14 protein-coding genes and 1 riboswitch are annotated in these 13,572 nt (G+C 65.7%); of the genes, 2 read left to right on the top strand and 12 right to left on the bottom strand.

Features of this window, described 5'->3' with window-relative positions:
- Nucleotides 1-322: 322 nt before the first annotated feature.
- The 5 genes from thiL to QRM89_RS01125 all read right to left on the bottom strand — a co-directional run bounded on the left by thiL (nucleotide 323) and on the right by QRM89_RS01125 (nucleotide 4,190).
- Complete coding sequence (gene thiL, locus QRM89_RS01105) at nucleotides 323-1,297, bottom strand: thiamine-phosphate kinase (protein WP_103701349.1); 975 nt, start codon at nucleotides 1,295-1,297, stop codon at nucleotides 323-325.
- Nucleotides 1,298-1,407: 110 nt separating this feature from the next.
- Complete coding sequence (gene nusB / locus QRM89_RS01110; protein ID WP_014506644.1) at nucleotides 1,408-1,887, bottom strand: transcription antitermination factor NusB; 480 nt, start codon at nucleotides 1,885-1,887, stop codon at nucleotides 1,408-1,410.
- Nucleotides 1,884-2,348: a 6,7-dimethyl-8-ribityllumazine synthase gene (ribH, locus tag QRM89_RS01115; RefSeq protein ID WP_011035936.1), complete on the bottom strand. Its 465-nt coding sequence runs from the start codon at nucleotides 2,346-2,348 to the stop codon at nucleotides 1,884-1,886. Before ribH ends, nusB begins: the two co-directional genes overlap by 4 nt.
- A 112-nt stretch (nucleotides 2,349-2,460) precedes the next feature.
- Nucleotides 2,461-3,591, bottom strand: a complete 1,131-nt coding sequence (gene ribB, locus QRM89_RS01120) for a 3,4-dihydroxy-2-butanone-4-phosphate synthase (protein WP_014506643.1) — start codon at nucleotides 3,589-3,591, stop codon at nucleotides 2,461-2,463.
- Nucleotides 3,588-4,190 (bottom strand): riboflavin synthase, encoded by a 603-nt coding sequence (locus tag QRM89_RS01125; protein ID WP_011035934.1) that lies wholly within the window; start codon nucleotides 4,188-4,190, stop codon nucleotides 3,588-3,590. The genes ribB and QRM89_RS01125 overlap by 4 nt, the downstream gene beginning before the upstream one ends.
- A 168-nt stretch (nucleotides 4,191-4,358) precedes the next feature.
- Nucleotides 4,359-4,527: riboswitch (FMN riboswitch) on the bottom strand.
- A 218-nt stretch (nucleotides 4,528-4,745) separates the two neighbouring features.
- On the opposite strand from QRM89_RS01125, the gene QRM89_RS01130 reads away from it, so the two are divergent.
- Nucleotides 4,746-5,369, top strand: coding sequence for a hypothetical protein (locus tag QRM89_RS01130; RefSeq protein WP_011035933.1), 624 nt, complete (start codon nucleotides 4,746-4,748; stop codon nucleotides 5,367-5,369).
- Between the two features lie 76 nt (nucleotides 5,370-5,445).
- Here QRM89_RS01130 and ribD read toward each other — a convergent pair whose 3' ends face one another.
- The 5 genes from ribD to QRM89_RS01155 all read right to left on the bottom strand — a co-directional run bounded on the left by ribD (nucleotide 5,446) and on the right by QRM89_RS01155 (nucleotide 9,632).
- A complete protein-coding gene (gene ribD, locus QRM89_RS01135) occupies nucleotides 5,446-6,540 on the bottom strand; it encodes a bifunctional diaminohydroxyphosphoribosylaminopyrimidine deaminase/5-amino-6-(5-phosphoribosylamino)uracil reductase RibD (protein WP_285447094.1) in 1,095 nt (364 codons plus the stop codon).
- Nucleotides 6,537-7,019 (bottom strand): GNAT family N-acetyltransferase, encoded by a 483-nt coding sequence (locus QRM89_RS01140; RefSeq protein ID WP_016945106.1) that lies wholly within the window; start codon nucleotides 7,017-7,019, stop codon nucleotides 6,537-6,539. Before QRM89_RS01140 ends, ribD begins: the two co-directional genes overlap by 4 nt.
- Complete coding sequence (gene nrdR / locus QRM89_RS01145) at nucleotides 7,016-7,540, bottom strand: transcriptional regulator NrdR (RefSeq protein ID WP_005997276.1); 525 nt, start codon at nucleotides 7,538-7,540, stop codon at nucleotides 7,016-7,018. The genes QRM89_RS01140 and nrdR overlap by 4 nt, the downstream gene beginning before the upstream one ends.
- Nucleotides 7,541-7,642: 102 nt before the next feature.
- A complete protein-coding gene (gene glyA, locus QRM89_RS01150) occupies nucleotides 7,643-8,896 on the bottom strand; it encodes a serine hydroxymethyltransferase (RefSeq protein ID WP_011035930.1) in 1,254 nt (417 codons plus the stop codon).
- A 211-nt stretch (nucleotides 8,897-9,107) separates the two neighbouring features.
- Nucleotides 9,108-9,632, bottom strand: a complete 525-nt coding sequence (locus QRM89_RS01155; RefSeq protein WP_057673236.1) for an RcnB family protein — start codon at nucleotides 9,630-9,632, stop codon at nucleotides 9,108-9,110.
- 226 nt (nucleotides 9,633-9,858) lie between these two features.
- Here QRM89_RS01155 and ettA point away from each other — a divergent pair, with 226 nt between their 5' ends.
- Nucleotides 9,859-11,520: an energy-dependent translational throttle protein EttA gene (gene ettA, locus QRM89_RS01160; protein ID WP_011035928.1), complete on the top strand. Its 1,662-nt coding sequence runs from the start codon at nucleotides 9,859-9,861 to the stop codon at nucleotides 11,518-11,520.
- A 117-nt stretch (nucleotides 11,521-11,637) separates the two neighbouring features.
- Here ettA and def read toward each other — a convergent pair whose 3' ends face one another.
- Nucleotides 11,638-12,153: a peptide deformylase gene (def, locus tag QRM89_RS01165; RefSeq protein WP_011035927.1), complete on the bottom strand. Its 516-nt coding sequence runs from the start codon at nucleotides 12,151-12,153 to the stop codon at nucleotides 11,638-11,640.
- A 262-nt stretch (nucleotides 12,154-12,415) separates the two neighbouring features.
- Complete coding sequence (gene arsC, locus QRM89_RS01170) at nucleotides 12,416-12,838, bottom strand: arsenate reductase (glutaredoxin) (protein ID WP_285447095.1); 423 nt, start codon at nucleotides 12,836-12,838, stop codon at nucleotides 12,416-12,418.
- Nucleotides 12,839-13,572 lie beyond the last annotated feature (734 nt).

Here is a 13,572-nt window from a genome sequence, read left to right on the forward strand (position 1 = left end):
TCGGGAGTCGGGAGTCGGGAGTCGGGAGTCGGGAGTCGGGAGTCGGGAGTCGGGACGAGCGACGGGCCGAGCGACGGGCCGAGCAAAGGCAGGGCGATCGGATCGTTATTATCGAATTGGCTGATACCGCTGTACCCGAACATATCTGACCAGTGCGCTTACCGATTCAAAAGCGCCGTTGCACTGACCAAAAAAATCACGCTCGCTGCGCAACGCGCGATGGTGCCAATCGCGTGGTCATTACAGTCGAATGGACCATCAAAGCGAACGCGTAAGACTCACCCTGCGCCTACCCAGCCCGCAGTACACAGCGCCAACCGACTCAGCCGACGAAGTGCTGGTAGCCGCGTTGCGGCGGTTGCCATGGGTTGCCGCTGGCGTCGTGGACCACCACGCCGGGCGCGGCGACGATGCACCCGATGCGCGTGGCGGCCACTTGCGCGAATTCCAGTGCCTGCAGCACCGCATCGCGATGCTGCACGGCAGCGGTGAAGCACAGTTCGTAATCGTCGCCGCCGCCCAGTTGCCACGCGCTGTACTGCGTGGCGGTGACGCCGGCGGTGGATGGCATCTGCGGCAAGGCAGCCAGCGCAAGTTCCGCGCCCACGTCGCTGCGTTCGCACAAATGCCCCAGATCGGCCAACAGGCCATCGGACACATCGATGCAGGCATGGGCAAGCCCGCGTAGTCGCAGTCCGGCCTGTACGCGTGGCTGCGGGCGCAGCAGGCGCTGTCGCCACTGCTCCTGCACGGCGTCAGTGGCGGGCACCGTCACGTCCAGGTCGCCGGCCTGCCACAGCGACAACGCCGCCGCCGCCTCGCCCAGCGCACCGGTCACCCAGATGTCGTCGCCGACGCGTGCGCCATCGCGGCGCAACGCCGCGCCTGGTGGCAGGCTGCCAATCGCGGTGACCGCGCACGACAACGGCCCGCGCGTGGTGTCGCCACCGACCAGGGCAATGCCGTGCAGATCGGCCAGCGCAAAAAACCCATCGGCGAACGCATCCACCCACGCCGCATCGTCGTGCGGCAACGACAGCGACAAGGTGCACCAGCGCGGCTGCGCGCCCATCGCGGCCAGATCGGAAAGATTGACCGCCAGCGTTTTCCAGCCGAGGTCGGCGGCGCGTGTCTCCAGCGGGAAATGCACGCCGGCATTGAGCGTATCGGCGGTGATCGCCAACTGCTCGCCCGCCGGCGGCTGCAGCAGCGCCGCATCGTCGCCGATGCCCAACGGCACATCGGCCCGCGCAGCAATGCGGGCACGCAGGCGGGCGATCAAATCGAATTCGGGCATGGGGACGGGAATCGGGAGAAGGGAATCGGGAATCGCAAAGGCGCGTCAGGAGATGTCAGAAACGTCGCTCTTCCGATTCTCCATTCCCGACTCCCCATTCCAGCGGCGCCTCACGCGCCGCTGGCGCCCGACTCCATCTTGCGCCACTCCACGGCTGCGCGGTCCAGCACGCCATTGACATAGGTGTGGCCGTGTTCGGAACCAAAACGCTTGGCGGTTTCGATCGCTTCGTTGATCACCACGCGGTACGGCACGTCCTGGCGATACAGCAGCTCGTAGGCGGCCAGGCGCAGCACGGCGCGCTCGATCGCATCGACTTCTTCCACGCCACGGTCCAGGTACGGCGTCAGCGCGGTATCCAGCTCATTGCGGTTGCTGAGCACGCCTTCCACCAGGCTTTCGAAGTAGGCCAGATCGGCCACTTCATGCGCCTGCTCGTGGGCAAACTGCGCGATCACCTGCTTGGCGAACCCACCGGCGATCTGCCAGGCGTACACCGCCTGCAAGGCGCGGCGGCGTGCGCGCGAGCGCAGCACCGGGTCGATGCCGTCACGACGTCCGTGGCGGGCGTGTCCACCGGGCTTGCTCATGGCAACAGCTCCATCAAATTGACCAGTTCCAGTGCGGCCAGGGCGCATTCTTCGCCCTTGTTGCCGTGGCTGCCGCCGGCGCGTGCCTCGGCATCTTCCACGCGCTCGACCGCCAGCACGCCGTTGAGCACCGGCACGCCGGTCTGCAACTGCACGCTCATCAGGCCTTCGGCGCACAGGTCGGCGACGTGTTCGTAATGGCGGGTATCGCCACGGATGACGCAGCCCAGCGCGATGATCGCCGCATGCTGGCCGCCCTGGGCGACGCGGTTGGCGGCCATCGGGATTTCCCAGGCGCCGGGCACGCGCACCACGTCGATGGCGTCTTCGCCGATGCCGTTGCCGGCCAGGCTCTGACGCGCACCGGTCACCAGGGCGTCGGTGATACGGGCATTCCAGCGGCTGGCGATGATCACAAAGCGCGCGGTGGTGGGGCGAAGATCGCCTTCGTAGTGGGTCATGCGGGTCGGCAACTCGAGGGGGCGGGAAGTTTAACAGCAGCCGGGCAATGCGCCCGGTCTGCACGCCACGGCCGGGCCCGCCTGCGCAGGCCTGGCCGTGGCGGCCGCCGGCTCAGGGCGCGGCAGCCACGCGCGGGGCGGCGCCCGGATGGCATTCCAGAAACTCCACCACCTCCAGGCCGAAGCCGGCCAGGCCGACCTGCCGCCGCGGCGTACCCAGCACGCGCAGCTTGCCCAGGCCCAGGTCGGCCAGGATCTGCGCGCCGGCACCGTTGCGGCGCCACTGGCTCACATCCTTGGCGTTGGCGGCCACCTCCGGCTGTTGGCGCAGGCGCGCCAGCAGCGATTCGCTGTCGCGCGGGGCCGACAGCACCACCATCACGCCCTGTCCTTCGGCGGCAATCGCGCGCAGCGCATCGGTGGCGGCCACGCCGAAATCATCGCGCTGCCAATGCAGCAGGTCGGCCAGCGGGTTTTCCACCTGCACGCGGACCAGAGTTGGCGTGGTCGGATCCGGGGTGCCACGCACCAGCGCGAAATGCAGGTCGTGCGCAATGCGGTCGCGGTAGGTCACCAGATGGAACGGCCCGAATTCGGTTTCGATCTCACGTTCATCCACGCGCTCGACGGTGTGCTCGTTGGCCAGCCGGTAGGCGATCAGATCGGCGATCGAGCCCATCTTCAGCCCATGCTCGCGCGCGAACACTTCCAGCTGCGGGCGGCGCGCCATGCTGCCGTCGGGGTTGAGCACTTCCACCAGTACACCGGCCGGTTCCAGCCCGGCCAGCATCGGCAGATCGCTGGCCGCCTCGGTGTGCCCGGCGCGCGTCAGCACGCCACCCGGCTGCGCAATCAGCGGGAAAATGTGCCCCGGCTGGCTGAGATCGTGCGGCTTGGCATCCGGCCGCACCGCGGTGCGCACGGTATGCGCGCGATCGTAGGCGGAAATCCCGGTGGTGACCCCTTCGGCCGCCTCGATGCTGACGGTGAAGTTGGTATGGAACTGCGCGGTGTTGTTGCGCACCATCGGTGCCAGACCGAGCTGCGTGCAGCGCTCGCGGGTCAGCGACAGACACACCAGGCCACGTGCGTGGGTGACCATGAAGTTGATGTCCGACGGCTTGACCAACTCGGCCGCCATGATCAGATCGCCTTCGTTTTCGCGGTCTTCGTCATCGACGATCACCACCATGCGGCCGGCGCGCAGTTCTTCGATCAATTCGGGGACAGGCGCGAAATTCATGCCGCACCTCGCGTGCCAAGCAGGCGTTCGACGTAGCGCGCCACCAGGTCGATCTCCAGATTCACCGCCGCGCCCACCGCCGTTTCGGAAAACGCGGTATTGGCCACGGTATGCGGAATCAACGCGACCTCGAACCCGGCATCGTCCACTTCGTTGACGGTGAGGCTGACGCCGTCGACGCAGATCGAGCCCTTCTTGGCGACATACCGCAGCACCTGCGGCGGCGCCGCAAAGCGCCAACGCTGCGCGCGTGCATCGCCATGCACCGATTGCACCTGGCCCAGGCCATCCACATGCCCGCTGACCAGGTGGCCACCCAGCCGATCGGTGGGCCGCATCGCGCGTTCCAGGTTCAACACCGCGCCTTCCTGCAAGCTGCCCAGCGTGGTCAGCGACAGGGTTTCGGTGGACGCATCGGCCTGGAAACTGGCCGCATCGAACGCAATCACGGTCAGGCAGACGCCGTTGACCGCGATGCTTTCACCGAGCTGCACCGCCTCGAACGGCAGGCTGCCAGTGGCGAAGGTAAAACGTACATCGCCGCCCTGCGGCTGGCGCGCGGCCAGGCGGCCAACGCCTTCAATAATGCCGGTGAACATCAGCACGCTCCTGTGGGCAATGGCCGCAAGGCGCACGTAGAGCGCTGGACTGGCGTGCGATGGCACGCTGGATGACGCATGGTGGACATAGCCGTTTCTCGCAAAAAAGTTGAGCGAAAAACGCCGCAAGGCAAACAGGCGCGCGCGCAGCCGCATGGGCTGCGCGTTGGCCGTCTTCTTTCATCCGGACTATACCGTCGGCCCCGGCATCGCACCGGATCTGCTGACCTTCACCGCCGGGCTCTCAGCGAGAGATCGGCAGCGAAGCGCTCGCGGGCTCACACGCTTGCGCATGCATACCGCCGGTGGGGAATCGCACCCCGCCCTGAAGACGTTCGTAAGTACCGGCGAACCGGCGCGTCAATTCTACAGGGCGGCTTCCGGCGATAGCTGACTGCCGAGACATGCCTGGCAGGACGCTGCGTCATGTCGGGAAATTCCCCATAGCCAGAATCGTGAAGGTTTTGTTAAAGTGCGCGCCGCGGCGGGAGACGTCGCTATTTTCGCCCCGCAACGGGACGAAGACACGGACATCAATTCGGAGAGAAACACCCCATGCGTAACACCCTGATTCTGGCCGCCCTGCTGGCAGCCGCACCGTTTGCCGCCTCGGCCGAAGGCCTGAGCTATTCCTACGTGGAAGGTGGCTGGAACCGCACCGAGATCGGCGTCAACGGCGAATCCGACGACATCGACGGCGGCTACGTTCGCGGGTCCTGGCAGATTGCACAGCCGGTGTATGTGTTCGGCGGCTATGAGCGTGCCAACAAGGACTTCAACCTCGGCGGCGGCTTCGTGCTCGAAGGCACCCTGCAGCAGGCCACCCTGGGTATCGGTTACCGCCAGGAAATGACCGAGCGCGTCGACTTCACCGCCGACATCAGCGTGCTGCGCACCAAGGTCGAATCCGACCTGCGCCTGCGTGGCCGCTCGCTCGACGACTCGTCGGACTCGAGCAACCTCGGCTTCGCCAACCTGGGCCTGCGCGGCAAGCCCTCGCCGCGGACCGAAGCCTGGATCAAGGCCGGCTATATCGATGGCAGCGACGTGGACGAAGGCGAGTTCGTCGGCACCCTCGGTGGCCAGGTGAACTTCACCCCCACCTGGGGCCTGGTCGGCGAAGTCCAGTTCATCGACGACGCCAACCAGTACAAGGTCGGCGTGCGCGCAAGCTTCTGATCCAGCGCGCTCAAGATAAAAAAGGCCCCGCATGCGGGGCCTTTTTTTATGCGGCGTCAAACGCACCGCACAGTAACTACACAGTCGCAACCGGCGCATAGCGCAATCGCAGATCCTGGCCAATGAGGCGGACATCGAGCAGCTGCAATGCATGCCGCTGCGCCATGGTGTCGATGCCGAGCCCAGCAAGCAGCGGCCGCGCCGTCTCACCCAGCAGCACCGGCGCCATGTAGACCAACAGCTCATCGACCAGGCCGGCCTGCAGCAGTGACCCACTCAACGTGGCACCGGCTTCCACGTGCACCTCGTTGATACCGCGCTCGGCCAGCGATGCCAGCACCGCGGCCAGATCGAAGCGGCCCGCATGCATGGGCGTCGCGGCAAACTCCGCGCCGTCCAACGCCGGCGCCGTGACATCGGCGCCGTGCAGATACAAGGTGGGCGCATCGCCCTGGCGAATATTGGCGCACGCCAGCGTGCGCAAGCCGGCATCGAGCACCACCCGCAGCGGCGGCACGCACGGCGTGTGCTCGCCCAGCCGCACCGTCATCGATGGGTCATCGGCCAGCACCGTGCCGGCACCGGTCAGGATCGCGCCGGCACGTGCGCGCCAGTGCTGCACATCCGCGCGCGCATCGGCGCCGGTGATCCACTTCGATTCGCCGCTGGCCATCGCGGTGCGCCCATCCAGGCTGGCACCGAGTTTGACCCGCACCCAGGGGCGGCCACGCTCCACGCGCGACAGAAAGCCCTGGTTGAGCGCGCGTGCCTGCGCTTCCATCACCCCGCTGTGCACCTGGATCCCGGCATCGCACAGCAAGGTGAAGCCACCACCGTTGACCTGCGGAAACGGGTCCGCCATTGCCGCGACCACGCGTGTGACGCCGGCCGCGATCAAGGCCAGCGCGCACGGCGGCGTGCGCCCGTAATGCGCGCAGGGCTCCAGGGTCACATACGCCGTTGCACCCCGCGCCTGTTCGCCCGCCGCACGCAGCGCGAACACTTCTGCATGCGGGCCGCCGGCACGCTGATGAAACCCCTCGCCCACGCACGCGCCATCGCGCACGATCACGCAGCCCACCATCGGATTGGGGCGGGTGGTATACGCGCCGCGCTCGGCCAGGCGCAGTGCCTGTGCCATCCAGCGGTGGTCGTCTGCGCTCACGCTCACCGCACTACTGCCGGTTCGATCTGCATCACCACGATCTGCAGTGGCCCCAGCAACAATTCGGCATGCGCCTGCCAGCCCAGGCGCTGGTAGTACGGCACCAGTGCGGGCTGGCAGTACAGATACAACGCCGCCACGCCCAGATGCGCGGCGGCCTGCACGCAATGCGTCACCAGTGCCTCACCGATGCCCTGCCCGCGCGCCTGCGGCTGCACGTACAGCGACGCCAGCCACGGCGACCATTGCCGAATGCGCGCATCGTCGTTCTCCAGCAGGCTCACCGAGCCGAGCCACTGCGTGTCATCCAGTGCCACCCACGTGGTGGGAATCACCCCGTCGCGGTCGTGGCTCTGCAGTTCTTCCAATGCCTGATCAAAATTCCAGTCCGGCAGCAAGGCGCCGAAGGCCTGGAGATGTGCCTGCGCGATGACGGGCAGGAGATCCGGCGTGTCAGCCACGCACGCGATGCGCATCACGCTCAACGCTTGCCGGGCTTGCCGGCGCGTTCCAGGGCTGCTTCCAGCAACGGCAGCTGCTCGCTGCCGACCGGGAGTTCGCGTTCGAGCTTTTCGATCTCTTCGCGGAAGTCGGCCACGTCCTGAAAACTGCGGTACACCGAGGCGAAGCGCACATAGCCGACATGGTCGAGCTTGCGCAGCTCGACCATCACGTATTCGCCTACCCGCAGCGAGCCGACTTCGCGCTCGCCGGACATCCGCAGCTGGTGCACCACCGCACGCACCGCCGCCTCGATCTGTTCTTCGGACACCGGGCGCTTTTGCAGCGCGCGGTCGAAGCTGGTGCGCAGTTTGCGCGCATCGAACGCCTCGCGCCCGCCATCGCTCTTGACCACCGTCGGCAGCTTCAGCTCGATGGTTTCCAGGGTGCTGAAACGCTCGCCGCACGCCTCGCATTCGCGACGCCGACGGATCGTCGTCCCGTCTTCGGACACGCGCGAATCGATCACGCGGGTGTCATTGTGCTGGCAGAAGGGGCAATGCATCAGGGCGCCGGGATTGGGGAGTGGGGATTAGGGATTGGCAACAGCAGGAGCAAGGACGCGCTTGTCGCGCATCCCCAATCCCGAATCACCAATCCCGGTACCTCAGCCATACACCGGATATTTCTTGCACTGCGCGGTCACTGCATCGCGCACCTTGGCCAGCACGGCGTCGTCGGCCGGGGCGTCCAGCACGTCGGCGATCCAGTTGGCCAGGTCCACGCAGTCCTGTTCCTGGTAACCGCGGGTGGTGATGGCCGGGGTGCCCAGGCGCAGGCCCGAGGTGACGAACGGCGAGCGCGGGTCGTTGGGCACCGAGTTCTTGTTGACGGTGATATGTGCCTTGCCGAGCGCGGCTTCTGCGTCCTTGCCCGAGACATCGCGGCCGATCATGTCCACCAGCATCAGGTGGTTCTCGGTGCCGCCGGAGACGATCTTGTAGCCGCGCGCGATCAGCGTGTTCGCCATCGCCTGCGCGTTCTTGACCACCTGCTGCTGGTAGGTCTTGAACTCCGGCTCCAGTGCTTCCTTGAACGCAACCGCCTTGGCCGCGATCACGTGCATCAGCGGGCCACCCTGGATGCCGGGGAACACGATCGACTGCAGCTTCTTGACCAGGTCCTCGCCCGCGCCCTTGGCCAGGATGATGCCGCCGCGCGGGCCGCGCAGGGTCTTGTGCGTGGTCGAGGTGACCACGTGCGCATGGTCCATCGGGCTGGGGTACACGCCGGCGGCCACCAGGCCGGCCACGTGCGCCATGTCCACGAACAGATACGCACCGACGCTGTCGGCAATGGCGCGGAAGCGCGCCCAGTCGATCTTCTGCGAATACGCCGAGAAGCCGGCAATGACCATCTTCGGCTTGTGCTCGGTGGCCAGGCGTTGCACCTCGTCGTAATCGATCAGGCCCTGCTCGTTCACGCCGTACTGCACGGCGTTGAACAGCTTGCCCGAGGCATTGACCTTGGCGCCGTGGGTGAGGTGGCCGCCATGGGCCAGGCTCATGCCCAGGATGGTGTCGCCCGGCTGCAGCAGCGCGAGGTACACCGCCTGGTTGGCCTGCGAGCCACTGTGCGGCTGCACATTGGCATAGTCCGCACCGAATACCTGTTTGATGCGGTCGATGGCCAATTGCTCGGCAATGTCGACGAACTCGCAACCGCCGTAGTAGCGCTTGCCTGGGTAGCCTTCGGCGTACTTGTTGGTCAGCTGGCTGCCCTGGGCTTCCATCACCAGCGGGCTGCAGTAGTTCTCGCTGGCGATCAGCTCGACGTGATCCTCCTGGCGGCCGGCTTCAGCGGCAATGGCCTTGGCCAGTTCGGGGTCGTAGGTTTCCAGTCGGACGTCGCGCGAGAACATGCAGAAGCTCCGGGGGCAGCTGTGGCCAGTAAGACCGCCGATTGTAAGCCTCCGGGGAACGGGTGACCAATCGACCAGGCTGGCCTTGCGACGCAGCACACCGGGCCCGGGGAACGTGACCCACAAACGCCATGGGCGCACCGAAGTGCGCCCATGTGCAATGCCGGTTGGCCTGACCGGGCTGCCCGGTCAGGCGCTGCGAGCTAGGGGCTCAGTTGTTGAGCACCAGATCGGCGATCACACCGGTTGCGATCGCCACCAGCAGGAAGTTGCCGGTGTTGTCGCGCTGCCAGCGATAGCCGTACGGCGGGCGACGCAGGTGGTGACGGTCGTAATCGTTGATCACGTACACCGGGCCGTTGTAGTAGCCGCCACGCACATAGCGCGGGCCGCCGTAATAGGCCGGGCGGACGGGCTGGTAGGTGTAGACGCGGCGATCGTTGTAGCGGTCGCGGTAGCGCGCGTCCTGGTAACCCTCGCGGTAGCCGTTGCTGTAGACGCGGCGGTCCTGGCGCCACTCGCGGCGGTCATCGCGGCGACGGTGGTCGTCCCAGCGCTGCTGGGCCTGCCAGTTGCGGTTGTCGTGACGGTCGTAGTCGCGCCGATGGTCGCGGTCGCGGTCATGCCCACGGCGGTCGTGGTCGCGGTCCCAGTCCCCGGCAAATGCGGCCGGTGCAGCGAAGCCCAGCGCCAAGATGGAGGAAAGCACAACGGTGACGATGCGTTTGCGGTTCATGGGATTGCTCCTGTGTGCGATGTCGCAATTGCATTAAGAGGCCGCCCGGCTTAACGCTTTCTTGCTGGAATCGGTTACGAAAACGCCCATTCAGGTGGAAAGTAAGCTGCCGTTTAGCCGCATCTGTGGTCCGGCGGGGGTGAACACTTGCCGGTATAATCGGCGCAATCCCTTTTCCGCTGCCTCCGGCCTCGGCCGGCGGGCTGCCTGCGTCCACGGAGTCCCCATGTCGCAATACATTTACACCATGAACCGCGTCAGCAAGGTGGTCCCGCCCAAGCGGCAGATCATCAAGGACATCTCGCTGAGCTTTTTTCCCGGCGCCAAGATCGGCCTGCTCGGCCTGAACGGCGCCGGCAAATCCACGGTGCTGAAGATCATGGCCGGCGTGGATACCGACTTCGAGGGCGAAGCCCGCCCGCAGGCCGGCATCAAGGTCGGCTACCTGGCCCAGGAGCCGCAGCTCAACCCGGAGCACACCGTGCGCGAGGCGGTGGAAGAAGGCGTGGGCGACGTGTTGCAGGCCCAGGCCGCGCTGGACGCGGTCTATCTGGCGTATGCCGAAGAAGGCGCCGATTTCGATGCGCTGGCCAAGGAACAGGAGCGCCTGGAGGCCATCCTGGCCGCTGGCGATGCACACACCCTGGAAAACCAATTGGACGTGGCCGCCGATGCGCTGCGCCTACCGCCGTGGGACGCCATCGTCGGCAAGTTGTCCGGTGGTGAAAAGCGCCGCGTGGCGCTGTGCCGCCTGTTGCTGCAGAAGCCGGACATGCTGTTGCTCGACGAACCGACCAACCACTTGGACGCCGAGTCGGTGGAGTGGCTGGAGCAGTTCCTGGCGCGCTACACCGGCACCGTGGTGGCGGTCACGCATGATCGCTACTTCCTCGACAACGCTGCCGAGTGGATCCTGGAACTGGACCGCGGCCGCGGCATTCCGTGGAAGGGCAACTACACCGAGTGGCTGACCCAGAAGGACGAGCGCCTCAAGCAGGAAGACAACCAGGAAAAGTCACGCCAGAAGGCGATCCAGAAGGAACTGGAATGGTCGCGGCAGAACGCCAAGGGTGGCCGCACCAAGGGCAAGGCGCGTCTGGCCCGCCTGGAAGAACTGCAGTCGGTGGATTACCAGCGCCGCAACGAGACCAATGAAATCTTCATCCCGCCGGGCGAGCGCCTGGGCAACTCGGTGATGGAGTTCAAGAACGTCTCCAAGAAGTTCGGCGACCGCCTGCTGATCGACAACTTGTCGATGATCGTGCCGCCGGGCGCCATCGTGGGCATCATCGGCCCCAACGGTGCCGGTAAGTCGACCCTGTTCAAGATGATCACCGGTGCGGAAAAGCCGGATTCGGGCGAGATCGTGATGGGCCCGACCGTGCAGCTCTCGTACGTGGACCAGAGCCGCGACAAGCTCGAGGGCAACCACAACGTGTTTCAGGAAATCGCTGGCGGCCTGGACATCCTCAACATCAATGGCGTGGAAATCCAGTCGCGCGCCTACATCGGCCGCTTCAACTTCAAGGGGCAGGACCAGCAGAAGATGGTCGGCTCGCTGTCCGGTGGTGAGCGTGGCCGCCTGCACATGGCCAAGACCCTGCTGCAGGGTGGCAACGTGCTGCTGCTCGACGAACCGTCCAACGACCTGGACATCGAAACCTTGCGTGCGTTGGAAGACGCGTTGCTGGAGTTCCCGGGCAACACCTTCGTGATCTCGCATGACCGTTGGTTCCTCGACCGTATCGCCACGCACATCCTGTCGTTCGAAGGCGAGTCGCACGTGGAGTTCTTCCAGGGCAACTACCGCGAGTACGAAGAAGACAAGCGTCGCCGCATGGGCGATGACGCCGGTCCCAAGCGTCTGCGTTTCAAGGCGTTGAAGTAAGCCATCCACGGCGCCCGGATGAGGGCGCTGTCATGAGGCTGGATGAAAAAAGGGCGCCTTGAGGGCGCCCTTTTCTTATGCGCGTTGCGCCGCGACGCGTGGGCTGCGGGCGTCGCGCTACAGGTCGTAGGACAACACGTCTTCGAAGCCGAAGGTGTCGAAGTTTTCGATGCGCGAGGGATACAGGCGGCCAACCAGATGGTCGTATTCGTGCTGCACCACGCGTGCATGGAAGCCTTCGGCCTCGCGCTCGATGGGGGTGCCGTCCGGGGCAAAGCCGGAATAGCGGATGACGCGGTGGCGGGGAATGACCGCGCGCAGGCCGGGGATCGACAGGCACCCTTCCCAGCCGTTTTCCATCTCATCGGACAGCGGTTCGATCTGCACGTTGGCCAAGGCGGTGCGTGGCACTGCCGGTGCTTCGGGATAGCGCTCGCTGGCCTCGAAACCGAACACCATCAATTGCAGGTCCACCGCGATCTGCGGTGCGGCCAGCCCGACGCCGCGCGCGGCGTCCATGGTTTCAAACATATCGGCCACCAACGCGTGCAGCTCGTCACTGCCCAGATTGGTGACCGGCGGCGCCACGCGCAGCAGGCGCTTGTCGCCCATGCGGATAATTTCGCGAATCATGCGGGTGCTCCAATCAACGATGCGCCGATGGTAGAGCGTGGCGCGTGGTGTGAGGTGAGCAAACCTAGCCCGACAGACCCACGCCAGCCAGCACCGATGCGCAGTGGCTGCGCTACTGCAGAACCGGAACGGCTCGGGGAGGCGCGAGCCCTGCGTTGGCGGGCGCGTGGCGGCGCCGTTGCGCACGCGGCCACGACCACGACCACGTCACTGTTATCGGCAGGCGGGTGGTGCTGGGTCATAGCGCGTTGCCCGCATGACCTCACTGACTAACGCGGCGCCCGGCCTCGTCGAGCACATGTTCGCCGTCTTCCTTGATGAAGCCGCTGGTCGCCGCCGGCAGCAGCTCCAGCACCTGCTCGGACGGCCGACACAGGCGCACTCCGCGATCGGTGCGCACGAACGGGCGGTTGATCAGGATCGGATGCGCCAGCATCGCGCTCAGCAGGGCGGCATCGTCCAGCGTGGGGTCATCCAGCCCGAGTTCCAGATAGGGCGTGCCCTTCTGGCGAAGCGCATCGCGCACCGACAGGCCGGCCTCGGCAATCAGTGCCTGCAAGGTCGCGCGCGTTGGTGGGTCACGCAGGTACTCGATGATCTGCGGTTCGATGCCGACATGGCGGATCAAGGCCAGCGTGTTGCGCGAGGTGCCGCAGGCAGGGTTGTGATAGATGACGGCGTGCATGGGTAACCTGAGGGCGTCACGCCGATGGCGTGGATGACGGGAGGCCAATGGTAGTGGCGTGCACATTGCAGCACGAGCGGTCTCAGCGCCTGCCATCGAAACGCGAAACGCAAACCCTCTGCCGCGCCTAATCAAGCGATTAGCGCTGTGCTGCAGGCGCGGCGATGTGGCAACTGCGGTGTACGCGACGTAGGCACCTGCCTCCCACCACGTCCGCGTGCGAGCTGCGCATCCGCGCGGCGCGCGGTGACTACAACTCTTTACGAAACCACTCCGTCCCGCAATCTGATGGCGATGGCAGCGCGAGTTCGCGCCGACCAACCTCCATCGCATCCGATGGCGTGTGCGATGTCGCTCCGTCTGTCTGCGCAATGCCACCGCCAACTCCCGGCAACAGCTGCGACGCGGCATCGCCGTCTGCCGTACGCCCTTCAGGTCAGAGCCGTCGAAAACGCGGAAGCCAACACCTGTGTGGACACGACAACGCTAAGCACCCGCACCTCGTGCGCCAGTTAGCCCTCTTCACCTGCCGTACGCAATCCGATCGCATCCCTCGGAGATCGGAACAGGCAGAGCACTCAGGTCGACGTAGCATCCCGCGCACAAGGCAAGCGCAGATATGACTATTTCAGGCAATTGCTTCGCATTCAGGGGCCCATGTGTCAAAAAGTTGACACGCATCACGGATTCATGATTCAGTCATGAAGAGACTGGAAATGAAGGATTCCACCGAG

Source organism: Xanthomonas sp. LMC-A-07 (assembly GCF_030208825.1).
In the GTDB taxonomy this organism is placed as follows: domain Bacteria; phylum Pseudomonadota; class Gammaproteobacteria; order Xanthomonadales; family Xanthomonadaceae; genus Xanthomonas; species Xanthomonas campestris.

Excerpts from the sequence above, each read along its gene's own strand:
- QRM89_RS01125 (WP_011035934.1), bottom strand. The coding sequence starts at position 4,190 with ATGTTCACCGGCATTATTGAAGGCGTTGGCCGCCTGGCCGCGCGCCAG.
- ettA (WP_011035928.1), top strand. The coding sequence starts at position 9,859 with ATGTCGCAATACATTTACACCATGAACCGCGTCAGCAAGGTGGTCCCG.
- QRM89_RS01155 (WP_057673236.1), bottom strand. The coding sequence starts at position 9,632 with ATGAACCGCAAACGCATCGTCACCGTTGTGCTTTCCTCCATCTTGGCG.
- arsC (WP_285447095.1), bottom strand. The coding sequence starts at position 12,838 with ATGCACGCCGTCATCTATCACAACCCTGCCTGCGGCACCTCGCGCAAC.
- QRM89_RS01130 (WP_011035933.1), top strand. The coding sequence starts at position 4,746 with ATGCGTAACACCCTGATTCTGGCCGCCCTGCTGGCAGCCGCACCGTTT.
- thiL (WP_103701349.1), bottom strand. The coding sequence starts at position 1,297 with ATGCCCGAATTCGATTTGATCGCCCGCCTGCGTGCCCGCATTGCTGCG.
- glyA (WP_011035930.1), bottom strand. The coding sequence starts at position 8,896 with ATGTTCTCGCGCGACGTCCGACTGGAAACCTACGACCCCGAACTGGCC.
- nrdR (WP_005997276.1), bottom strand. The coding sequence starts at position 7,540 with ATGCATTGCCCCTTCTGCCAGCACAATGACACCCGCGTGATCGATTCG.
- nusB (WP_014506644.1), bottom strand. The coding sequence starts at position 1,887 with ATGAGCAAGCCCGGTGGACACGCCCGCCACGGACGTCGTGACGGCATC.
- def (WP_011035927.1), bottom strand. The coding sequence starts at position 12,153 with ATGATTCGCGAAATTATCCGCATGGGCGACAAGCGCCTGCTGCGCGTG.
- ribB (WP_014506643.1), bottom strand. The coding sequence starts at position 3,591 with ATGAATTTCGCGCCTGTCCCCGAATTGATCGAAGAACTGCGCGCCGGC.
- ribH (WP_011035936.1), bottom strand. The coding sequence starts at position 2,348 with ATGACCCACTACGAAGGCGATCTTCGCCCCACCACCGCGCGCTTTGTG.